This is a genomic window from Conexibacter sp. JCM 18997 (assembly GCF_055391915.1).
On the sequence record NZ_AP043885.1, the window covers coordinates 1,921,998 to 1,943,914 of the forward strand.

21 protein-coding genes are annotated in these 21,917 nt (G+C 72.2%); 1 reads left to right on the plus strand and 20 read right to left on the minus strand.

The genetic code is table 11. The features are described from left to right. Positions 1 to 34: 34 nt before the first annotated feature. The 18 genes from ACZ5UI_RS09940 to ACZ5UI_RS10025 form a co-directional block, all read right to left on the minus strand. Complete coding sequence (locus ACZ5UI_RS09940) at positions 35 to 259, minus strand: hypothetical protein (RefSeq protein ID WP_464196773.1); 225 nt, start codon at positions 257 to 259, stop codon at positions 35 to 37. Then, on the minus strand, positions 256 to 1,440 hold the full coding sequence (locus tag ACZ5UI_RS09945) for an LLM class flavin-dependent oxidoreductase (protein ID WP_464196775.1): 1,185 nt from the start codon (positions 1,438 to 1,440) through the stop codon (positions 256 to 258). Before ACZ5UI_RS09945 ends, ACZ5UI_RS09940 begins: the two co-directional genes overlap by 4 nt. 24 nt (positions 1,441 to 1,464) lie before the next feature. Continuing rightward, on the minus strand, positions 1,465 to 2,244 hold the full coding sequence (locus tag ACZ5UI_RS09950) for an enoyl-CoA hydratase/isomerase family protein (protein ID WP_464196777.1): 780 nt from the start codon (positions 2,242 to 2,244) through the stop codon (positions 1,465 to 1,467). Between the two features lie 99 nt (positions 2,245 to 2,343). Then, positions 2,344 to 3,540, minus strand: coding sequence for a sugar ABC transporter substrate-binding protein (locus ACZ5UI_RS09955; protein ID WP_464196779.1), 1,197 nt, complete (start codon positions 3,538 to 3,540; stop codon positions 2,344 to 2,346). Positions 3,541 to 3,626: 86 nt separating this feature from the next. Beyond that, positions 3,627 to 4,664 carry an ABC transporter permease gene (locus ACZ5UI_RS09960; RefSeq protein WP_464196781.1) on the minus strand — a complete coding sequence of 346 codons (1,038 nt, stop codon included), beginning with the start codon at positions 4,662 to 4,664 and terminating at the stop codon, positions 3,627 to 3,629. Continuing rightward, entirely contained in the window at positions 4,661 to 6,187 is a 1,527-nt protein-coding gene (locus ACZ5UI_RS09965; protein ID WP_464196783.1) for a sugar ABC transporter ATP-binding protein, read from the minus strand. The genes ACZ5UI_RS09960 and ACZ5UI_RS09965 overlap by 4 nt, the downstream gene beginning before the upstream one ends. After that, entirely contained in the window at positions 6,184 to 7,719 is a 1,536-nt protein-coding gene (locus tag ACZ5UI_RS09970) for a GMC family oxidoreductase (protein WP_464196785.1), read from the minus strand. The genes ACZ5UI_RS09965 and ACZ5UI_RS09970 overlap by 4 nt, the downstream gene beginning before the upstream one ends. A 66-nt stretch (positions 7,720 to 7,785) precedes the next feature. Beyond that, complete coding sequence (locus tag ACZ5UI_RS09975) at positions 7,786 to 9,249, minus strand: aldehyde dehydrogenase (protein WP_464196787.1); 1,464 nt, start codon at positions 9,247 to 9,249, stop codon at positions 7,786 to 7,788. A 26-nt stretch (positions 9,250 to 9,275) separates the two neighbouring features. After that, the gene (locus ACZ5UI_RS09980; protein ID WP_464196789.1) at positions 9,276 to 10,715 is read right to left on the minus strand and encodes an aldehyde dehydrogenase family protein; all 1,440 of its coding nucleotides are present in this window, start codon (positions 10,713 to 10,715) and stop codon (positions 9,276 to 9,278) included. Then, entirely contained in the window at positions 10,706 to 11,122 is a 417-nt protein-coding gene (locus tag ACZ5UI_RS09985) for a nuclear transport factor 2 family protein (protein ID WP_464196791.1), read from the minus strand. The genes ACZ5UI_RS09980 and ACZ5UI_RS09985 overlap by 10 nt, the downstream gene beginning before the upstream one ends. After that, positions 11,119 to 11,550, minus strand: coding sequence for a nuclear transport factor 2 family protein (locus tag ACZ5UI_RS09990; protein WP_464196793.1), 432 nt, complete (start codon positions 11,548 to 11,550; stop codon positions 11,119 to 11,121). The genes ACZ5UI_RS09985 and ACZ5UI_RS09990 overlap by 4 nt, the downstream gene beginning before the upstream one ends. Beyond that, positions 11,547 to 11,972, minus strand: coding sequence for a nuclear transport factor 2 family protein (locus tag ACZ5UI_RS09995; RefSeq protein ID WP_464196795.1), 426 nt, complete (start codon positions 11,970 to 11,972; stop codon positions 11,547 to 11,549). Before ACZ5UI_RS09995 ends, ACZ5UI_RS09990 begins: the two co-directional genes overlap by 4 nt. Further along, positions 11,969 to 13,048, minus strand: coding sequence for a dipeptidase (locus ACZ5UI_RS10000; RefSeq protein WP_464196797.1), 1,080 nt, complete (start codon positions 13,046 to 13,048; stop codon positions 11,969 to 11,971). The genes ACZ5UI_RS09995 and ACZ5UI_RS10000 overlap by 4 nt, the downstream gene beginning before the upstream one ends. Beyond that, positions 13,048 to 13,482, minus strand: coding sequence for a universal stress protein (locus ACZ5UI_RS10005; protein WP_464196799.1), 435 nt, complete (start codon positions 13,480 to 13,482; stop codon positions 13,048 to 13,050). The genes ACZ5UI_RS10000 and ACZ5UI_RS10005 overlap by 1 nt, the downstream gene beginning before the upstream one ends. Continuing rightward, on the minus strand, positions 13,482 to 14,549 hold the full coding sequence (locus ACZ5UI_RS10010; RefSeq protein WP_464196801.1) for an LLM class flavin-dependent oxidoreductase: 1,068 nt from the start codon (positions 14,547 to 14,549) through the stop codon (positions 13,482 to 13,484). The genes ACZ5UI_RS10005 and ACZ5UI_RS10010 overlap by 1 nt, the downstream gene beginning before the upstream one ends. 105 nt (positions 14,550 to 14,654) lie before the next feature. Beyond that, complete coding sequence (locus ACZ5UI_RS10015) at positions 14,655 to 16,238, minus strand: AMP-binding protein (protein ID WP_464196803.1); 1,584 nt, start codon at positions 16,236 to 16,238, stop codon at positions 14,655 to 14,657. A gap of 38 nt (positions 16,239 to 16,276) precedes the next feature. Then, a complete protein-coding gene (locus ACZ5UI_RS10020) occupies positions 16,277 to 17,260 on the minus strand; it encodes a zinc-binding dehydrogenase (protein WP_464197798.1) in 984 nt (327 codons plus the stop codon). Next, positions 17,260 to 18,771: an AMP-binding protein gene (locus tag ACZ5UI_RS10025; RefSeq protein ID WP_464196805.1), complete on the minus strand. Its 1,512-nt coding sequence runs from the start codon at positions 18,769 to 18,771 to the stop codon at positions 17,260 to 17,262. The genes ACZ5UI_RS10020 and ACZ5UI_RS10025 overlap by 1 nt, the downstream gene beginning before the upstream one ends. 62 nt (positions 18,772 to 18,833) lie before the next feature. Between ACZ5UI_RS10025 and ACZ5UI_RS10030 the strand changes: the two genes are divergently transcribed. Beyond that, positions 18,834 to 19,439: a TetR/AcrR family transcriptional regulator gene (locus tag ACZ5UI_RS10030; RefSeq protein WP_464196807.1), complete on the plus strand. Its 606-nt coding sequence runs from the start codon at positions 18,834 to 18,836 to the stop codon at positions 19,437 to 19,439. Here the strand turns inward: ACZ5UI_RS10030 and ACZ5UI_RS10035 are convergent. Both ACZ5UI_RS10035 and ACZ5UI_RS10040 read right to left on the minus strand, forming a co-directional pair. Then, positions 19,416 to 20,033 carry a TetR/AcrR family transcriptional regulator gene (locus tag ACZ5UI_RS10035; RefSeq protein ID WP_464196809.1) on the minus strand — a complete coding sequence of 206 codons (618 nt, stop codon included), beginning with the start codon at positions 20,031 to 20,033 and terminating at the stop codon, positions 19,416 to 19,418. The two genes, ACZ5UI_RS10030 and ACZ5UI_RS10035, sit on opposite strands and share 24 nt — an antisense overlap. Before the next feature lie 59 nt (positions 20,034 to 20,092). Then, positions 20,093 to 21,835 carry an acyltransferase family protein gene (locus ACZ5UI_RS10040; protein ID WP_464196811.1) on the minus strand — a complete coding sequence of 581 codons (1,743 nt, stop codon included), beginning with the start codon at positions 21,833 to 21,835 and terminating at the stop codon, positions 20,093 to 20,095. Between the last annotated feature and the right edge of the window lie 82 nt (positions 21,836 to 21,917).

A 21,917-nucleotide genomic window follows, 5' to 3' on the forward strand; every position in this document is an offset into this window, starting at 1 on the left:
ACCCGCGGCGTTTGGCGCGCAGCGGGGGCTCGGCTCACGCCGTGCGCAGCACCGTCACGCGATGGGCCACGGGCCAGGTCAGGCACACGACGCGCTCGCGCGCTCCCAGCAGGCGCGCCCGCGCGCGCAGGAAGAGCTCGCGGTCGTCGAAGACGGACGCGCCTCCCTGGCCGAGGAACGGGGGCTCGATCATCTCGGCCAGGCCGTAGCCGGTCTGGACCACGTCTCCGGGCGCGAGCTCGCGCACGGGCGTGGTCATGGGAGCAGGCCGATCGCCGGGACGTCGTCGGGATCCTGGGGGCCGGCCGCTGCGGCCGCGACGGGGTTGCGCTCCCGCTGGGGGCCGGTGCCGTGGCGCACGCCGACGTCGCCGCCGACGTCGTAGGCGCGCAGGCGCGGGACGACCTCGCGGGCGAGCAGCTCGAAGTTGGCCGTCGACACCTCGGTCGGCATGTTGCCGAAGCAGGGCGCCAGGACGACCGCGCCCGCGTCAAGGCGGTCCACGTAGCCCAGCACCTGCTCGACCACCTGGTCCGGCGTGCCCCAGATCTGCAGGTCGGCCAGGAAGGAGCAGAAGCCGTCCAGGCCGTGCTTCTCGATGTTGCGGCTCAGGGCGGCGTAGTACTCGTAGCCCTCGATCTCGGCGAACCCGACGTTGTCGAACTCGTAGTGCTCGACCGTCGAGCGCGCGTAGCGCTGCAGGTACACGTCACGGAGGTGCTGCGCCTCGGCCTCGGTGGGCGCGACGCCGACGAACACGCAGAGCACCGGCTTGGGCGCCTCCTCCCCGTTGACCTCCAGGTACCGCGCGCGGTAGTTGGCCATCTCGGTCTCCACCGTGTCCCACGGCTTCTGCGCGATGACCATCAGCCCGGCGCCGAGGCCGGCCATCAGGTCGATCGACTGCGGCGAGATGGCCGAGGCGAACGTCCGACCGCGATACGGCGCGTACGGCCGCGGGCGCAGCTCGACGCGAGGCTGCTGGTAGAACTCGCCGTCGTACTCCATGAAGCCGGAGTCCAGGCCCTGCAGGATCGCCTCGGCGTACTCGGAGAACCGCCGGCGCGACTCGCCCATCTGCAGCCGGAAGCCGTCGAACTCGACGCGTCCGAGGCCGCGGCCGATGCCGAGCATCCCGCGCCCGCCCGACAGGTGATCGAGGACGACGAAGTTCTCGGCGGTGCGCACCGGGTCCTGCCAGGGCAGGACGGAGACCATCGTCCCCAGCTTGAGCGTCGACGTCGCCGACGCCAGCCAGGCCAGGAACTGCGGCACGTTCGGGGTCAGCTGGTAGGAGGTGAAGTGGTGCTCGGGCACCCACACCGACTCGAATCCCGACGCCTCGGCTCGTTGGGCCAGCGAGAGCTCGTGGCGATAGACGTCGGCGTCCGACACGTCGTCGTCGACGTTCTGGAAGATGAGAGATAGACCGGTGTGCATTTCGTACCTTTGTCGCTCGGTGAATCAGTCCGGCTGGGCAGCGGTGAAGGAGGGCGCGCGCCGCTCGAGGAACGCACGGCGGCCCTCGGCGGCGTCCGGACCGGCCAGCACCCGCTCCAGCGCCTCGTCGTTGACCCGCCACAGCAGGCCGTCGTCGGCGCGCGCGGCCAGCTCGACCAGCTCGCGCGTGGCCCGCAGCGCGGGCGGCGACGCGGCGGCGATGCCCTGAGCCACCCGCAGCGCCTCGTCACGTAGAAGATCGGCGGGCACCGACCGGGCCACCAAGCCGATCGACGCCGCTTCGGCGGCGTCGATCAGCCGACCCGTGAGCAGGAGCTCCATGGTGCGCGCCACGCCCACCCGCCCGGGCAGCCGCAGCGCCCCACCGGCGCCGGCGATCACCCCGATGGTCACCTCGGGGAAGCCGATCCGGGCGTGATCGGCGGCCAGGGCGAAGTCGCAGGCCAGGGCCAGCTCCATCCCACCCCCGACGGCGTCGCCGTTGAGCGCCGCCACGAGGGGCTTGGTGCGCGGAAAGCGCGCCACGCCGCCGTAGCCGCCGACCGGATGCAGCAGCGCATCGAGATCGTCGACCGCGCCCAGGTCCGAGCCGAGGCAGAAATGGCGTTCGCCCGCCCCGGTGAGCAGCCCGACACGCAGCTCGGGCGCGTCCTCCAGTCGCTCCAGCGCCGCGGCCAGGCCCGCCGTGACGGAGGCGTCGATCGCGTTCCCCTTGGCGGGGCGATCGATGGTGATCTCCAGGACGGCGCCGTGGCGCGCGGTGTGGACGGTGACGGGTTTCATGACGTTCAATGCCTTCTGTGGATACTGACTCGCCAGTATACCTACGGGCCGAACGAACTCCATCAACCAGAGTCCGCTCGGCCCGTGATCAGGCGTGGCTCAGCCGTCGAGCCCCCACGCCTGGCGGTACAGCGCCTTGTAGTCGAACGGGGGCTCCCACAGGTCGCCGGCCGGCATCCCGTTGTCGGCGTCGAACAGCTTCACGCCGATGCCCGAGTTGACGTTGGCGTCCTCGCCGTTGAGCAGCCGGTTCATCGTGTCCATGGCCGCGTAGCCCTCCCACCCGTAGGAGATCCCCGAGCCGTACTGCGCCTTGCCGTCGCGGATCAGCTGCAGCCCCTCGGGCAGGCCTTCGGCGACGCTGACCAGCATCTCGCGCCCAGCGCTCTGCACGCCGCCCATCAGACCGCCGGTGAGGACCGCGCTGTAGCCCGGGATGACCGCGTCGATGTCCGGGTTCTTCAGCAGGAACGACTCGACCTTGCCCTGCAGCGACGTGCCGATGTCGGTGATCGGGAAGAGCAGCTCCTTGATCGTGCACCCGCTGCACTTCTCGACCTCGGCCTGCACGGCCTTCGCGGCGGCCAGGCTCGAATCCGTCGTGTTGTCGGTCACGAACCCGATGTTCGCCTTGCCGTCCAGCTTGTCGACCGCGTAGTCGACCTGGGACGTGAACACCTCGTTGGCCCAATCGGCGAACGACCCGTCGCCGGCGTTGTACTGGACCGACGCCGTGAACAGCGACGGCTCGTTGGGGTCGCTCTGGCTGCAGTCGGCGCCGTCGGCGTTGACCACCGGGATGCCCGCGTCCTTGGCCGCCTGGAGCGGCTGCTTGATGTACTTGCAGTCGATGTAGTAGGTGAAGATGCCGTCGACCTTGTCGGCCACGGCGTTGTTGATGCCCGGCACGGTGGCCATCGGGTCGCCGCCCTTGGCGTCGATGATCGTGGCGGTCCACCCCATCGCCTCGGCCGCCTCCTTGGCGGCGTTGATCTCCAGGCCGCAGCTGGGAATCACCGTCTGACCACAGGAGACGAGCGCGATGCGCTTGCCCGCCTGCGGCGCCGGCGATTTCGTGGGCGGCGCCACGAAGGTGCCCGTCTCGGTCAGGTACTTCGCCGCGCCCGCCTTGGCGTCGGTCGCCGATCCGCCCGCGTCCGCGGTCGTCGAGGCGCCCGTGGCCGCGGCCGTGGCACCACCGGTGGCGCTGGTGTCGCTGTCGGAGTCACTGCTGCCGCACGCGGCCAGAAGCAGCGACACCGCGAACAGCGCGGAAACTGCCAGCAAACGTCTCATCCCGATCCCGTCCTTGAATGGTGTTTGTACGAAGGGGTGACCGGTCCGCGGCCGACCGGCCGCGGACACACGTCGGGGTCCAGCACCTATGTGGTCTCGAGTGGTCGCCCGCGCTGCCGCGCGAACACGTTGGCGAAGCCCACGCCGATCAGCAGCGCAACGCCGGTGGCCAGGGAACTGACGCTCTCGGCCGCGCCCGCCAGCGTCAGCCCGCTGTTGAGCACGCCCAGGAAGACGATCGCCGTGATCAGCCCGCCGACGTTCCACTGTCCGGGGCGCACGGCCGCCGCCCCGAGGAACACCGCGGCGTAGGCCGGGATCGTGAAGCCCGGTCCGACGGTCGGGTTGGCCGCTCCGGTGCGCGCGAGCAGGAGCACGCCCGCCACCCCGGCCAGCGCGCCGCTGACCACCAGCGCCAGGGCGGTCAGCGACTCGACCCGCAGACCGACGAGCTTGGCCGCGCTGCGGTTGGCCCCGACGGCGTACAAGTTGCGACCGAACGGCGTCAGGCGCAGGAGGTAGTGCACGAACAGCGCCACGAGCAGCGCCACCCAGAACAGGCTGGGGATCCCGAGCACCTCGCCCGTGCCCAGGCTGGAGAACTCGCTGGGCAGGCCGCTGACGATGCTGTTGCCGCCCGTCTTGAGGTCGACGACGCCGGCGATGATGATCGTGCCCGCGAACGTCGCGATCACCGAGTTGATCTTCAGCGCGGTGACCAGCACCGCGACGATCGCCCCGACGACGGCGCCCACGACGATCCCCAGCAGCAGCGCGAGCACGAACGAGCCCGAGCTGGCGCCGAGCTGACCGGCGTAGATCGAGGCCAGCCCGGCCGCCGCGCCCGGGGTGAAGTTCCAGATGTTGGCGACCATCGGGACCATGACCGCCAGGGCGACGACCATCAGCACCGCCTGGTCGACCAGGACGATGCGCAGGTTCGCGGTCGTGAAGAACGTGTCCGACGAGGCCGGCAGCAGCGCGAAGAAGGCGATCAGGGCCAAGGTCAGCAGGACGAGGCCGTAGGACTCGGCGATCGCCAGCAGCCGACCCTGTCCGCCGGCGACGGTCGCGCGCCGCGGCGGCGCGTCGGTCTCCGCGGCGGCCGTCGTCTCCATGGTCATGCGGCAACCTCCACGGAATGGATCCGGTCGATCAGGCGGTCGACCGTCAGCGGCGACTCGCGGACCTCGTGCACGACCCGGCCCCGGCGCATGACCAGGACGCGGTCGCACACGTCGGCGAGCTCGTCGAGCATCGACGAGGCGACGATCACGCCGGCGCCCTCGTCGGTGGCGCGGCGGACGATGTCCCACAGCTCCTCGCGGGCGCCGATGTCGATGCCCTGGGTCGGCTCGTCCAAGAGCAGCAGCCGCCGGCCGGGCTGGCTCAGCCAACGGGCCACGACGACCTTCTGCTGGTTGCCGCCCGACAGCTGTGTGATCGGCTGGGCCGGCGAGTCCGCGCGCACCAGGAAGCGCGCGAACGCCGCGTGCGCCTCGCGCCGCTCGGTGCGACCGCGCACCCACCCGCGTCGCCAGTAGCGGCGCACCGCGCCCGCGGAGATGTTCTCGGCGACGGTCATCGAGCCGAACACCCCGAAGGTGGCCCGATCGCCGGGGACGAAGGCCATGCCGGCGGCGATCGCCGCGGCCGTCGAGCCCGACCGCACCGGCCGGTCGTCGATGGCGACGACGCCCTGCGAGCGCGGCTGCGCGCCGAACAGCAGCCGCAGCAGCGTCGAGGTGCCGCAGCCCGCCAGCCCGGTGATCCCGACGATCTCCCCCGCGCCGACGGTCAACGACACGTCCTCCACCAGGCCGCCGCTCAGGCCCTCGGCGGCCAGCACGGTGGCCCCGGCGGGCCGCCGCTGGCCGGCGGCGGCGTGCGGGACGACGGCGCGACCGGCGATCAGCTCCACCAGCTCGTCGTGCGTGAGGTCGGCGCTCGACCGGGTGGCGATGCGCCGGCCGTCGCGCAACGCGGTGACCGTGTCGGCGACCGCCAGCACCTCGTCGAGCCGGTGGGAGACGAACAGGACGGCGGTCCCGTCGGCCGCGTACCGCCGCAGCGCGGCCAGGAGGATCTCCACCTCCGCGGGCGGGAGCGCGGCGGTGGGCTCGTCGAGCACGAGCACGCGGGCCTGGGACTCGGCCTGGTCCTGCAGGGCGCGGGCGATCGTGACCATCGCCTGGGCCGCCGGCCCGAGCGTGCGCAGCGGCGCGCGCGGGTCGGCGTCGATGCCGAAGCGCTCGAGCACCTGGCCCACCCGCCGGCGGACCTGGCGCTCGCGGATGACCTGGCCGGGACCGGTCTCGAAGCCGCGGCCGATCGACAGGTTCTCGGCCACCGTCAGCTCGGGAAAGGTGCTCTGGGCCTGGTGGACGAAGCGAAAGCCGGCGGCGTGGGCCTGCGCCGGTGAGGCCGAGCGCAGGTCGGACGCGCCGTCGGGCGTCTCCAGCCGGCCGGCGTCGGCGGTGTGGACGCCGGCCAGGATCTTGATCAGCGTCGACTTCCCCGACCCGTTGCCGCCGACCAGCGCGTGGATCTCGCCGGCGCCGATCTCCAGCCCGACGTCGTCCAGCACGCGCGTGCCGACGAAGTGCTTGGTCACCCCGGTGACCCGGGCGGCCGGCGTCGCGGTCATCGCAGCTGCGCCTCCGCCGCGACCGGTGCGGCCGCGTCCTGGCCCAGCAGGTCGGCGCTGCAGCGCTCGCCGATCATCATCACCGTCATGCACGGGTTGACCGTGACGATCGCCGGCAGGATCGAGGCGTCGGCCACGCGCAACCGGCCTACGCCCCGCACGCGCAGGTGGCGGTCCACGACGCCCAGCGGATCGTCGTCGGCCCCCAGCTTGCAGGTGCCGGCCGGGTGCCCGACCGTGGCCCCGGCGGTGCGCGCGTAGGCCGACAGCGCCTCGCGGTCGACGACCTCCGGTCCGGGCGCCAGCTCGCGCTTGATGAACCGCGCCAGCTCGGGCTGGGCGGCGACCTCGCGGGCGATCCGGAAGCCCTCGAGCATGATCCGCTCGTCGTAGCCGTCGGGATCGGTGAAGTAGCCGGTGTTGATGACCAGCTGCGCCGCAGGGTCGGCGGAGCGCAGGCGCACGCTGCCCTCGCTGCGCGCCCGCGTGACGTTGGGGTGCAGCGCCAGCATCGTCGCGGCGGTCGGGTAGCCGCGGGCCACCGTGTAGGGCGAGTAGCCGTCGGTGTCGAAGTGGATCATCACCTCCGGCGCGTCCGAGCCGCCCTCGACGCAGGCGAACAGCGCCGACTCCCAGTGCGTGAAGGTCAGCTCGTTGCTGACCGCCTCGGTGGCCTCGTAGAGCAGGAGCCCGTCCGGGTGGTCGACCAGGTGCCGCCCGACGCCGGGCAGATCCACGACGGGATCGATGCCCACCTGCTTGAGCTCGTCGGCCGGACCGATGCCCGACAGCAGCAGCGTCTTGGCCGAGCCGAACGTGCCGCCGCACAGGAGCACCTCCTGACGGGCGACGATCCGCCCGCGCGTGGTGTCGATGCCGATCGCGTCACCGCGATCGTCCAGCACGACGCGCACGACCGTCTCGTCGGTCACCACGCGCAACGTCGGCGAGCGGTCGGCCAGGGGGAACAGGTAGGCGGCGGCGCTGGACTCGCGCAGCTCGCCGCGGCGGTTCTGCTTCAGCGTGCCCACACCGGAGCGGACGTTGGGGACGCCGAAGTCCACCAGCGGCAGGCCGGTGGCCTGGGCCGCGGCCAGGAAGCCGTCGACCCACGGATGCCCGGGACGCGGGTCCTCGAGGTTGACCGTGGCGAAGACGCGATCGAAGTAGGGCGCGCAGGCCGCGGCCGACCAGCCCTCGATCCCGGCCCGCTCCCACGCGTCCAGGTCCCAGTCGGGAGCCCGGAAGGCGATGCACGAGTTGTGCGCGCTGCAGCCGCCCAGCACCTTGGCCTGGGGGTAGCGCATCAGGTCGTTGCCGCGGCATTCCGCGGCCTCGGTGCGGTAGTCGAAGTCGAGCTCGGTGCCGAGCATCTCGACGTACCGGCGCAGGACGGTGACGCGCTCGTCGGTGTTCCCCAGCGGCCCCGCCTCGACCAGGATGACCTCCGCCCCGGCGTCGGACAGACGCCGGGCCAGGATCGCCCCGGCGGTGCCGCCGCCGGCGATGACGTAGTCCGCCGACCGGATCATCTCGGTCCTCGTTCGCAGAAGTACACTGGCGTGTCAGTGTAGTTGTTGGGCGCGCCGATTGCCAGCTCAGCCGGCAAGCAGCAGGACCTTGGTCTCGAGGTACTGCAGGACGCCCTCGGGGCCACCCTCCCGGCCCACCCCGGACTGCTTGTAGCCGCCGAACGGCTGCACGCTGCACACGTCCCAGGTGTTGATGCCCACCTGCCCCGTGCGCACCCGCAGCGCGATCTGCTCGGCCAGCTGCTCGTCGCGGGCGAACACGGCGCCCGACAGCCCGTAGGGCGAGTCGTTGGCGATCGCCACGGCCTCGTCGAGATCGTCGAACGGGATCACCACGAGGAACGGCCCGAAGACCTCCTCCTGGGCGATGCGCATGCTGTTGTCGACGTCCGCGAACACCGTCGCCTCCACGAACCAGCCGCGGTCCAGGCCCTCGGGCCGGCCGCCGCCGATGACCAGCCGCGCGCCCTCCTCCTGCCCGAGGCGGATGTAGCCCTCGACGCGGTCGCGCTGGCGCTCGGCGACCAGCGGCCCGAGCATCGTGCCCGGGTCGGTGGGGTCGCCGACCTTCCACTGGGCGATCACGCCGCGCAGCGCCTCGATCAGCTCCTCCTGGCGCTCGCGCGGGACGAGGATGCGGGTCAGCGCCGCGCACACCTGTCCGCTGTGGCCGATGCCGGCCGCGACGAGCGTGGGCAGCACGTCCTCCAGCGGGACGTCGTCGGCGATGATCGCCGCCGACTTGCCGCCGAGCTCGAGCGTGACGGGCCGCACCTGCTCACCGCACAGCGCGCCGATGCGCCGCCCGGTCTCGGTGCTGCCGGTGAAGGCGATCTTGTCGACGCCCGGGTGCGTGACCAGGTACTCGCTGACCTCGCGCTTGGCCGGGAGGACGCTGATCACGCCGGGCGGGAGGTCCGCCGCGGCCAGCGCCTCGGCGAAGAGCATCAGGCTGGTCAGCCCCTCCTCGGCCGGCTTGAGGACCACGGTGCAGCCCGCGGCCAGCGCATAGGCGACCTTCAGCGCCGCGCCGGCGACGGGGCCGTTCCACGGGATGATCGCCGCGACCACGCCGATCGGCTCGCGCACGATCCGCGTGCGGCGGGTGCCGTCCCAGCCGCGGTCCTCGGCGAAGGACACGTGCTCGTGGATGGTCACGGCGTCCTCGAGGATCGGCATGGCCAGCTGCTGACCCCACAGGGAGATCGCCGCCGGGGCGCCGACATCGGCGGTGAAGGCCGCGGCCATCGGCTCCAGCCGGCGGCCCACCTCGTCGCGCAGCCGGGCCAGGTGCTCGCCCCGCTCGGCGGGCGAGAGCCGCGGCCACGGACCGTCGTCGAAGGCCGCGCGGGCCGCGGCCACCGCGGCGTCGACGTCCGCGCGCTGCGCCGCCGCCACCTGGGCGATGACCTGCTCGGTCACCGGCGAGATCACGTCGATGCGCTCGTCGCTGGAGGGCTCGACCCACGCGCCCCCGATCAGCAGGCGATCGAAGGTCTGCACGCCGTCCTGCGTCAGGCCTGAGGCCATGGTTCCCTCTCCTTGCTGCGCGGTCATCAGTTCAGTGCGACGGAGACGTTGCGGGTGATCGTGTGGTCCTCGAGCGCGTACATGGACGCGTCGCGGCCGCCGCCGGAGTCCCCCAGCCCACCCCACGGCAGCTCGAGCGAGGCGACCAGGTGGGTGTTGACCCAGGTCGTCCCGGCCCGCAGGGTGCGCGCGAGCCGCAGCCCGCGGGCCACGTCCCCGGTCCAGATCGAGCCGCTCAGCCCGTAGGGCGTGCCGTTGGCCAGGGCGATCGCCTCGGCCTCGTCGCCGAACGCCTGCAGCGTGATCACCGGACCGAACGTCTCCTGCTGCACGATCGGGCTGGACTGCCCGACGTCCCAGACCAGCGTCGGCGCCACGAAGAACCCGTGGTCGGGCACCTCGCGCCCGACCGCGACCGACGCGCCCGCGCGGACCGCCCCGTCGACCAGGTCGGTCAGCCGCGCGCGATGCGCCGCGGAGATGACGGGGCCGACCTCGGTGTCGGCTGCGGTGGGATCGCCGACGACGACCGTGGCCACCATCTCGGCCAGCGCGTCGCGCACGGTGGCCAGCGCGTCGCGGTGGACGAGCACGCGTGCGGCGGCGCCGCACTCCTGTCCGGCGTTCCAGAACGAGGCCAGGCGCAGCGTGCCGACGAGCGTCTCGACGTCGGCGTCCGGGAAGACGACGACGGGCGCGTTGCCGCCGAGCTCGAGGTGCAGGCGCTTCAGCGTCGGCGCGGCCGCGGCGGCGATCGCCTTCCCCGCCCGAGGGCTGCCGGTCATGCTGATCATGGCCACGTCGGGGTGCTCGGCCAGGCGGGCGCCGACCGACGCGCCGTCGCCCACCACCACGTTCAGCACGCCCGGCGGGAGCACGTCCTCGGCCAGCTCGCACAGGCGCAGCAGGCTGAGCGGCGTCAGCTCCGAGGGCTTGACCACCGCCGTGTTGCCCGCGGCCAGCGCGGGCGCGAACTTCGCCGCCGCGGTGGACAGCGGGTAGTTCCAGGGCACGATGCAGCCGACCACCCCGACCGGATCCCGGCGGACCATCGTGGTCACGTCGCGCGTGTACTCCCCGGCGGCCACGCCCTCCATGACCCGTGCCGCCCCGGCGAAGAAGCGCAGGACGTCGATGGTCAGCAGCGGCTCCAGCTCGGCCACCGGGCCCGGCTTGCCCACGTTGGCCTGCTCCAGCGCCGCGAGCTCGCCCGCGTGCTGCTCGACGACGCCGGCCAGGCGCAGCAGCGCGTCGGCGCGCTCGGCCGGCGTGCAGTCGGCCCATCCGCGGCCGGCCTCGACGGCGGCCGCGACCGCGGCGTCGACATCGGCCGTCGATGCGTCGCGCGCCGCCGCGATGACCGCGCCCGACGCGGGATCGACGATCGACCGGCGCGTGTCCCCCGCCGGCTCGCGGAAGCCGCCGCCGATCAGGTTGCGCACGTCCGCCCCGGCGCTCACGGCCATGCCGGCACCTCGGCCACCAGGCCCTGGTCGGCGTCGTTGAGCGTGTCGCCCACCTCGTCCAGGCGGATCACGGCGCCGTCCTCCCAGGTCGCGATGAGGACCACCTCGTTGCGATAGGCCTGACCGTCGGCCGTGCGCGCGGAGACCGCGATCTTGGCCAGCGCGCCGTCGCCGTCGACGATCGTCAGCGTCACCTCGCGTTCGATGCTGTCGGGGTCCAGCCCCGCGGGGGCCTGGGCCAGGGCGGCCGCGGCCGGCGAGCGCCCGCGCCGCGGGCTGTCGCCGCCGCTGTCGGGACGCACGTGCAGCACGTCCTCGGCCAGCAGGTCGGCGATCGCCTCGGCGTCGGCGTCCAGGTAGGCCGCGATCAGGCGCCCCTGCAGCTCGCGCGTCTGCTCGGTGCTCATTGCGCACCCACCTTCGTCAGGTTCATCTGGACGTAGCGCAGCGTGTCCGTGTGCTCCTCGACGCGGTAGATCCGCCCGTCGCGCCAGAAGTAGATCCACACGTAGTGGTTGTCGTAGCGACCGCCGGCCTGGAAGTCGCCCGTCATGTGGATGCGGACCATCGAGCGGTCGCCGTCGACCAGCGTCTCCTGGACGTCGCGCTCCACGGTGTCGGCGTGCAGGAACGCGTTGACCGCCGTCCCGGCCAGTCCGGTGGCCACGCCCTCGGGCCCCTCGGCCTGCATCGACGGGCGCCCGGTGTCGGCCAGGCTCGGCGGGGGCAGCAGGACCACGTCGTCGGTGAGCAGGGGGCGGATCGCCTCCGCGTCGCGGGCCTTGCGCGCCTGCGACAGCCGCTCGGTCAACGCCCGCGTCTCCTCGGTCGTCATCGGGTTCCTCCCCCGTCGGTCTGGGCCAGCTTGGCCACGCCGCTCTGGGCGACGTGCAGGGTGTCCATGTGCTCCTCCACCCGCGCGACGAGACCGTCGCGCCAGGTGTAGAGACAGACGTAGTCGTTGGCGTAGTCGTCGCCGTCCAGCGTCACGCCCGACAGGCGGCTTCTGACCACCGAGACGTCGCCGTCGACCACCGTCTGCAGCACGTCGCGGCGGATCGTCTCAGCCTGCAGGTAGGTCTTGGCCACGGCGCCGCCCAGGACGGTGGCGACGGTCTCACGCCCCTGGACGGGGTCGACGCCGAGGCTGACCGGGACGTGCAGCACGACGTCGTCGGCCAGCAGCGCCGCGATCGTCTCGCCGTCCTCCGCGGCCCGCGCCGCGGCCAGCCGCTCGGTGTTCGCGCGCACGCTCATGCGTTCCACGTCTCGCGGAAGAAGCGGACCCAGTTGGCGCCGAGCACCTTGCGCGCGGCCGCATCCGACAGCCCCGCGTCGCGCAGCAGCTGGGGCAGCGACCGCCAGCCCGCGATCGTCTCGAAGCCGCGCGGCCAGTTGTTGGCCACCGTCATCGGCTGGGCCGGGAAGCCCTGATGGAAGGCCTGCATGTAGGCGCCGAACCCGCCCGGCTTGTCGATCAGCGCCATCGGCGGCGGCCCGTTGCGCCACCAGCCGGCCTCCGGGTCGTTGTCGGAGTCCTGGGAGAGCATGTGATCGGTGCCGATCCCGACGTGCTCCTCGCCCAGCAGCTCGACCAGGGAGAGGATGTGCTCGACGACGTCCTGCATCGTCGGGAAGTGGTCGGGGTCGCCGTCCCAGATCGCCGCGCCGAGCGCGACGACGCCGACCACGCCGCCGGAGTCGGCGACCGCGCGCAGGACGTCGTCGGTCTTGTTGCGCGGCGAGTCGTACACCGCGCGGCGGTTGACGTGGGTGGCGGCCACCGGCACCGACGAGGCCTCGATGATGTCCAGCGAGGAGCGGGCGCCGACGTGGGAGACGTCGATGCTGATGCCGGCCTCGTTGAGCCCCTTGACCAGCGCGCGACCGGCCACGGAGAGGCCCGCGTCGCGGGGTTCCATGTAGCCGTCGGCGTAGGGGTTGGCGTAGTTGTAGACCGGCTGCACGACGCGGATGCCCAGCTCGCGCAGCAGCGCGGGCAGGCGGGCGTCCCAGTCCACCCCGGTCAGGTCCTGCAGGCCGAGGATCACGCCGACCTGGCCGTCCTGGCCGAGCCGGTCGAGGTCGGCCGCGCTGTCCACGTGGAACATGTGGTCGGCCGATTCGCGCAGGCGCCGCTTGACGTCCATCGTGTCGTGCGTGATCGCCCCCAGCGCGCTGGTGTGGCCCATGTAGCCGGCCACCAGGTCCCACACGACCGTGGTCGACACGTGCACGGCCGACAGGCCGCTGGCGGCCAGGTCGTCGGTCCAGCCGCGGAAGTCCAGGCCCAGGGCGTCGATGCAGACGTCGGGCGGCGTGGTCTGGGACATCAGGAGGCGTCCCGCGGCGTCGCGCTCGGATTGTGGGCCACCAGCACGTCGCACAGGCGGCAGTTGAGCAGCGCCTGGCAGACCGCGCCGATCCGCGCCGCGTCGTCGCTGCCGGCGATGAACATCTCCGCGCCGCGCGCACCGACCACGATCGTCGTCGCCTCGTGCGCGGCCGCCGCGGCCAACAGCTCGTCGGCCGCGTCGCCGTCGCGCGCGGCGACCGTCGTGGCCGTGGCGCCGGCGTCCTGCAGCAGCTTCTGCGTGCGCTCCAGCGCCTTGGCCTGGGCCCGCTGCTCGGAGGCGAACCCGCCGGCCGGCGTGACCGCGACCAGCAGGTAGTCCGCGTCGGGACCGAACACCTCCAGGCCGCGCAGGGCGGCCAGGCGCGCGTTGAGCGAGCCGTCGACCCCGATGACGATGCGTGCGGCGCCCATCACACCGCGGCCTGAGCGGCGCGCAGCTGGGGCAGCACCTTGTCGCGGAACAGCTCGAGGCTGCCCATCACCGACTCGAAGGTGGGGTCGTGGTAGAAGAAGTCGAGGCTGACGCCGTCGTAGCCCAGGTGCTCGCGCAGCAGGAGCCCTTCGGCCACCTCGTCGGGGGAGCCGACGAGGACGCTCTCCTCGATGTCCTCCACGGTCAGCGTGACCTCGTCGGACCCGTCCTGGGCGACCATCTTGCCGTCGATGAACTTCGGTGCGCCGACCAGCAGGCCGCGCATCTGCGCCACCTGCTTCTCGACCATGAACTCCTTGATGCGCAGGATCTCGTCCTCGTCCTCGGACACGAAGACCTGCGTGAGCACGTCGACCTTGGGGCGCGCGACGCTGTCGGGCAGCTCGTCGGCCGCCTCGTGGAACCACTGCGCCTGCTTGCGCAGCAGCTCGATCGGCTCGCGCAACGACGTCGTGACGACGCTGCAGCCCTGGCTCGCGGCCCAGCGGATGCTGTCGCGCGAGGTGCTGCCCAGCCAGATCGGGACCAGGCGCTCCTGGTAGGTGCGGGGCATGATCGTCGTCGCCTCGGGCACCTGGTAGAACTCGCCGTCGGTCGTGACGTCGCGCTCGGTGAGCAGGCGCTGGAGGAACAGCACGCCCTCCTGGAAGCGCTCGCGGCTGCGGGCCATGGAGCTGCCCAGACGCCGCGCCTCGTAGTCGATCGAACCGCGCGAGAGGCCGATCTCCAACCGGCCCTCGGTCAGGTTGTCGGCCAGCGCCGCCTCGCCGGCGAAGCGCAGCAGGTTGCCGTGCAGCACGATCGGCGCAACCGTCGTGCGCACCTTGACCGTGGGGATCTGCGCGGCCAGGTGCGCCGCCATCACGAACGGCCCGGGCACGTTGAGCATGTCCACGAAGTGGTGCTCGGGGATGTCCAGCGTCGTCACCCCGAGCTCGGCGGCGGCGAACTTCGCCAGCTCGACGTTGCGGCGGTACACCTCGTGGTGCTCCGCCCCGGGCGTCGAGCCGAGGTTGCACGGGACGTAGAAGTTCAACGCGATCATCGATCAATCACTCTCGGTGGCGGCCTGCTTCGACAGCGGGTACTGTCGCGCCAGTATACCTAGCGAGGAGACGGCGTCAACCCGCGAGGCCGACGACGTCGGCGCTCAGCGGGCGACGGGCTGCGCGGTGCGCAGGCGCTTCTTCTCGACCTTGCCCACCGAGGTGTGCGGGAGCTCCTCGCGGAACTCGATGACCGTCGGCACCTTGAAGCCGGCCAGTCGCTCGCGGCAGTACTCGGTCACCGCATCCGCGGTCAGACCGGATCCGGGGGCGGCGACCACGAAGGCCTTCACCGCCTCGTCGCGGATCGCATCGGGCACGCCGATCACGGCCACCTCGACGATCTGCGGATGGGACATCAGCACCGCCTCCACCTCCGCGGCGGAGACGTTCTCGCCGGCCCGCTTGATCATGTCCTTGACGCGGTCGACGTAGTACAGGTAACCGTCGCGATCCATGCGGCCGAGATCCCCGGTGTGCAGCCAGCCGTCGCGAATCGCCTCGGCGGTGGCGTCGGGGTTCTTGTAGTAGCCCTGCATCAAGGTGAAGCCCGGGCGGCCGTGGACGGTGATCTCCCCGACCTCCCCCACGGGCACCGGCTGCCCGTCGGAATCGACCAACCGCACCTCGCGCTGGATCGCGGGCCGCCCGATCGAGGGCCAGCGGCGGTCGCCGAACACCGGCGTGACCGACACCACCGTCATCGCCTCGGTCAACCCGTAGGCGTTCATCAGCTCGACGCCGAAGCGCTGCTCGAACTCGGCCTTCTCCGCGTCGGTCACGTTGATCGCGTAGAACACGCGGCGCAGGGTGTGCTCGCGGTCGTCGGCGCGCTGCGGCTGCGCCAGCAGGGTGCGCAGAATCGCCGATCCCAGCGAGAGCTGCGTGGCCTGATGGCGGCGGACCTGGTCCATCAGCCGCGACGCGCTGTAGGTCTGCAGGAAGGTCGCGGACGCGCCCAGGGTCAGCGCGGCGAGCAGGGTGATCGTCTGCGCGTTGACGTGGAAGAAGGGCAGGCAGGTCAGCAGCCGGTCGTCCGGCTCGAGGCCCTGGATCATCCACTCGCGCTCGCCCGCGTTGAGGCAGTTGGCGTGGGTGAGCACGACCGCCTTCGGCCGCGCGGTGGTGCCGGAGGTGAAGAGCATCTCGATCGGCGCGTCCGGCGCGAGCTCCACCACCGGCGGCTGCTCACCGGCGATCGCGACGTCGTCGAAGCGCACGAGCCCGGGGGCGGGCGCGGGCGCACCGGCGGCGATGATCGTGCGCAGCGCGGGCAGCTCCGGGCGCAGCTCCTCGTACATGTCCACGAACTCGGCGTCGGTGATGACGAACTCCGCATCGGAGAACGAGGTGACGTAGTGGGTCTCGCGGGCGGTGTTCAGCGTGATCGTCAGCACCGACACGGCACCCAGGCGGGCGACCGCGAACCAGCTCATGACCAGCTCCGGGCGGTTGCGCATGCGCAGGGCGACCTTGCTCCCCTCCACCACGCCCAGCCGGGCCAGGCCGCAGGCCAGCGCCTCGACCTCTTCCAGCCAGCGCCCGTAGGTGAAGCGCTGCACGCCACCGTCGGCGTCCTCGAAGACGAGGAACTCCTTGTCCGCATGCGCGGCGGCCCGCTCGCGCAGGAGATCGTTGACGGTGCGAAGGCCGATCTGGTCGGCCACGCTCAGGTTCACCGCAGACATGCTTGGTCTGTTCCTTTCGACCAAAGTAGACTGGCCTGTCAGGTTAACGATTGGCCGTCCGGAGCGAGCACGATCTTGCCGAAGACGTCCCCCGCGGCCATCGCCTCGAAGCCTTCGCGCGCGTCGGCCAGCGCCAGCACGCGGTCGACCACCGGACGCAGCCCGGTCACCTCGAGCAGCTCCAGCAGGCGCAGCAGCTCCTCGCGCGTGCCGACGATCGTGCCCACCACCGTGAACTGCAGGAAGATCATCCGGGCCAGCTCGGCCGAGGGCTCAAAGCCGGTCGTGGCGCCGGCCACGACCACGGTGCCGCCGGGGCGCAAGGCGCGCAGCGTGTGCGCCCAGGTCGCCTCGCCCACGGTCTCCAGCACGAGGTCGACCTTCTCGGGCAGGCGCGCGCCCGACGCGAAGACCGCATCGGCCCCCAGCGCCAGCGCGCGCTCGCGCTTGGCCTCGCTGCGCGACGTGGCCCACATCCGCAGGCCCGCCGCGCGGCCCAGGGCGATCGCGGCCGTGGCCACGCCGCCGCCCGCGCCCTGCACCAGCACGGTCTCCCCCGGCTGCGCGTGGCCCTTGACGAACAGCATCCGGTAGGCGGTCAGCCAGGCCGACGGGACACAGGCCGCCTCCGCGAAGCTCAGCCCCGCCGGCTTGGGCACCAGGTTGCGCCGCGGCACCATGACCCGGTCGGCCAGCGTGCCCTGATGGACGTCGGAGATTAGCGAGCCCTGCGGGTCGAGCGTCTCGTCGCCATGCCAGTCGGCGCGGCAGATGACCGGGTGGATGATCACCTCGTTGCCGTCCTCGTCGACGCCGGCCGCGTCCGTGCCCAGGATCATCGGCAGCTGCTCGGGACGCAGGCCCGGCCCGCGCAGCGCCCACAGGTCATGGTGGTTGAGGGCCGCGGCCCGCACGGTGACCACCGCCCACCCGTCCGGCGGCTCGGGGTCGGGGCGCTGCCCGACGACCAGCCCGGACAGCGGGTCCTCCGGCGTCACCGCGTTCGCGTAGGCGGCCAGCATCATCCGTCTCGCAGCACGTACTTCTGGACCTTGCCCGTCGCGGTGCGCGGGAGCGCGTCGCGCACCTCGACCACCGTCGGGCACTTGAAGCCGGCCAGGTGGTCGCGGCAGTGGCCGATGACCTGCGCCTCGTCCAGCCGCGCGCCCTCGCGCAGGACCACGACCGCCTTGGGCGTCTCGCCCCAGCGCTCGTGGGGCACGCCGATGACCGCGGCGTCGACGATGTCGGGGTGCGCGTGCAGCACCGCCTCGACCTCGAGCGAGGAGACGTTCTCGCCGCCGGTGATGATCACGTCCTTCTTGCGGTCGGTGATGCGCAGGACGCCGGCGTCGATCTGCCCGCCGTCGCCGGTGGCGAACCACCCGCCCGGACGCTGCGGCTCGGCCGACAGCTCCGGCTTGTTCCAGTAGCCGTCCATGGTCTTCGCCGTGCGGGCCAGGATCTCGCCGTCGGCGTCGATCCGCAGGCGGACGCCGAGCAGCGGCGCGCCGGCCGCGGCCAGGCGCTGGGCCCGCTCGGCGGGCGCGACGTCCTCCCCCGGCCGGATGCGGTTGACGGTCAGGACCGGCGCCGTCTCGGTCAGCCCGTAGGCCTGGATCATCTCCCAGCCGGTCGTGCGCTCGAACTGCTCGATGATCGCGGCGGGCGTGGGCGCCCCGCCGGAGACCATGCGGGTGGTGCCGGCGCCCGGGACCGGCACGCCGTCGTCGCGCAACGCGACCGCGGCCTGCTCGATCGTGGCCGCGACCGGCGCCGCCCCGCACAGCAGCGTGATCGCGTGCTGGTCGACGCGCCGCAGGATCTCCGGGCCGCGCACCTCGCGCTGGATGACCTGCGGGACGCCGAGCGCGGCACAGGCCAGCGGCAGGCCCCACCCGTTGACGTGGAAGGTGGGCAGCGTGTGCAGGTAGCGATCGCCTTCGCCCAGCCCGAAGCCCCAACCGGTGGTGGTCGCGTTGACCCAGTGGTTGCGGTGGGTCAGGACGACCCCCTTGGGCGCCGCGGTGGTCCCCGAGGTGTAGTTGAGCGTCGCGGGCGCATCCTCGGGGATGTCCGGCCACTCCAGCGGGGTGTCGGCGGCGGCGAACAGCTCGGCGTCCTGCTCGCCGTCCATCACGATCCGCCGGGGCGCGCGCACCGCGGCCAGCCGCTCGTCGAGCTCGGCGTCGACCAGCAGGACCGATGCGCCGCAGTCATCGACGATGTACTGCACCTCGTCGGCGGTCAGGCGGAAGTTGATCGGCACGAGCACCCGGCCGGATCCGGTCGTCGCGTAGAGCGCGATGAGCAACTTGGCCGCGTTGGGCGAGACCACGGCGACGCGGTCGCCCGAGCCGACGCCGAGCCGGTCCAGCGCGGCCACCATGCCGTCGCAGCGGGCCAGCACCTCGCCGTAGGTGAGCGAGCCCAGTGCGCCGGCGACCCCGGGCTCGTCGACGATGCCCAGGCGGTCGGGATGGATCTCCCGGGCCCGCAGGCTGAAGTCGGCTGTGGTCAGCGGAACAGTCATAACTCTCCTGACGCGCCAGTATACATGTGGCTCGGATCCCAGCTGGTACGCTCGCGTTCACCGTGCCCTCGACCGTGACCATGTCGGAACCCGCGCGCCGCCGGCGTGAGGCGATCCTCGCCGCGGCGACCGACCTCTTCGGCCGCAAGGGCTGGCCGGTCACGACGACCGACGAGATCGCCGCGCAGGCCGGGGTCACCAAGCGCACGCTCTACAAGTACTTCGGCAGCAAGCAGTCGCTCCTCTACGAGGTGGGCGAGTCGATCATCGAGGTCAGCCGGGCGCGGGTCCAGAGCCTGGCCGAGCTGGAAGGCCCCCCGCCCGGGCGGATGCGGACCATGGTCGTCAGCTACATGGAGCTGGTGTCGGCCTGGCAGGTCCAGTACGCCGTGTTCCTGGAGGAGATGAAGCATCTCGACGACTCCCAGCTGGCCCACGTGCGCGGCATCAGCGCGGAGTGGGTCGCCCTGGTCCGCGGGATCATCGAGGACGGCCAGCGGTCGGGCGACTTCAGCACGGAGCTCGACGCGACCGTCGCCGCGTTCACGATCCTCGAGCTGCTCAACGGCATGACCTACTGGCTGCACGACGGCACGCCGCCGCTGACGCTCGCCGACCTGACGGTCGCGTTCATCATCGACGGCCTAGCGTTGCGCCAGGCCGCGTAGCAGCAGCCCGCTGACCTGCTCGATCACCGCGTCGCGGCTCAGGCGCCCGCGCGGCCGGTACCAGCGGTACATCGTGGCCAGCGTGTAGACGATGCTCGCGGCCGCCACGCGGCTGTCCACGTTGCGGCGCTGGGCCCCGACGAGCGCCTCCTCGATCGCCTCGGCCAACAGCCCGCGAACCTCGTCCAGTCGGCTCTCGAACCGCTTGCGCGCCTTGGGCGACAGGTACTTCAGGTCCTCCAGCGAGGTGGCGAAGTCGTTGGGGCGAGCGATCGCGAAATCGGTCAGCGCGGCGATCATCCGCTCGACCCGGTCCACCGGGGTGGAGCCCTGATCGCGGGCCTGGGTCAGGCGCTCGACCAGCTCGTCGGTGAGCCGGTCCTGGATCCCCTCGAGAATGCCCTGCTTGTTCTCGAAGTGGTAGTAGACGGTGCCGCGGAGCTCGCCGACGGCGTCGGCCACCTCCTCGGTGGTGGTGCCCGCGAAGCTCTTGCGCGCGAACAGCTCGGCCGCCGTGTCGAGCACCCGCTCCTTCAGGGCGACGGACGGCGCGGTGGGCGTGGACGCCCGCGACCCGGTGCGTGGAGACGGCACGGCGCGTACTCTACCGGTCGTCCAGATGGGACACTGGCAAGCCAGTTGCACCCGCCGGGTCAGGGCCGCTTGAGGGCCTTCTCGACGACGCCGGCGTAGATCTTCTGGCCCTCTTCGTTGGGGTGCGTGCCGTCGTAGAGGATGGCCGGGTTGCCGGAGGCCTTGTTCCAGTCGGCGATCGTGGCCTCCTTCCAGCCCTTGGTCTCGGCCTTCAGGACGGCGTTGGACTCGTCCTGCCAGTTGCGCGGGACGCGGACGTTGACGAAGACGACCTTCTTGATGCCCCGCAGGTCGGCGTGCAGCCGATCCATGTCGGCCTTGGTCAGCGGGCCGTTCTCGCCGACCTGGAGGATCACCTCCTGGGGCAGCGCGCCGTCCAACGCGTAGGCCTCGATGCGCGCGGCGATGTCGGTGGCCTGGCGTCCCACGGCGGCGTCGATGGTCGCCTTCGGGCCGAGCACCTCCTGCAGCGCGGGCGACGCCGCGAGCATCACCGAGGCGCCGACCGCGAGCGGCGGCAGCTCCTTCTTGGCCGTCTGCGGGCCGTTGGCCACCTGGTTGGCGGTCACGCTCGGCGTCTTCTTGTTCGCCGCCGCGGTGGCGATCGGCTTGCCCTCCCCCGGCACCGGCTCGCGCGACGCGTGGCGGATGAACGGGAAGGCGATGAGGAGCAGCAAGAGCACCGTCGCGCCGCCGGTCAGGGCCAGCCGCCGACGGGGCGTGAACGCGTCCAGCTTGCGCCGGATCCAGGGCAGCGCCTGCCCGCGGCGCACAGGCATCTCGACGTACTTGTAGGAGAGCGCCGCCAGCCCAACGGTCACGCCGATCTGCAGGATCGCGATCAGCGTGGCGTTGAAGCGCAGGTCGATGCCCGGCCGGGTCAACGCCATCACGGGCCAGTGGAACAGGTAGATCGCGTAGCTGCGTTGGCCGATCCACACGAACGGCGCCAGCCCGAACACGCGCGCGATCCGGGTGCGCGGGTGCACCAGACAGGCGATCACCGCGACGGAGGCCAGCGCCACGATGGCGAGGCCGCCCTGGTAGACGAGCCGGTCGTAGTCCTGCCAGAAGAAGAACGCCCAGGCCAGGCCGGCCAGGCCCGCGGCGCCCACCGCATCGAGCACGACCCCAGCCCCACGCCCCATCTGGCCGGTCATCCGCCCCAGCGGCCAGGCGAACGCCAGCATCACGCCGAACAGCAGCTGCGCGGCGCGCGTGTCGGTGCCGTAGTAGATGCGCGACGGGTCGGTGTGCGGGTCGTAGAGGATCGCCATCAGCGACAGCGAGGCGATCGCGATGGCCAGCGTGATCAGGACCGTGCGCATCCGCCCCACGCGCGTCAGCCCGAAGTACAGGAGGATCGGCCACAGCAGGTAGAACTGCTCCTCGACCGCCAGCGACCACAGGTGCTGGAACAGCGACGGCCGGCCGAACGCCTCGAAGTACGAGCGGTCGGCCAGGATCTGGTGCCAGTTGTTCAGGTAGAAGACCGACGAGATCGCGTCGCCGCGCGCCGATCCCAGCTCGCCGGGCAGGAACAGCGCGGTGATGAGCAGGCAGAGCAGGATCACCAGCAGCGCGGCGGGCAGCAGCCGCCGTGCGCGGCCCAGCCAGAAGGCGACCAGGTCGATCTTGCCGGTGCGCGCGAACTCGACCAGCAGCAGCGACGTGATCAGGTAGCCCGAGAGGGCGAAGAAGACGTCGACGCCGAGGAACCCGCCCGGCAGCCACTTGGCGCCGGCGTGGTAGAGCACGACGCCGGCGACCGCGAGCGCGCGCAGGCCGTCCAGGCCCGGCATGTAGGGCAGGCGCGGACCATGGTCGGGACGGGACGGCGTAGACGGCGGGGTACTCACGGCTGCATCAGCGCCGCCCTTCGAC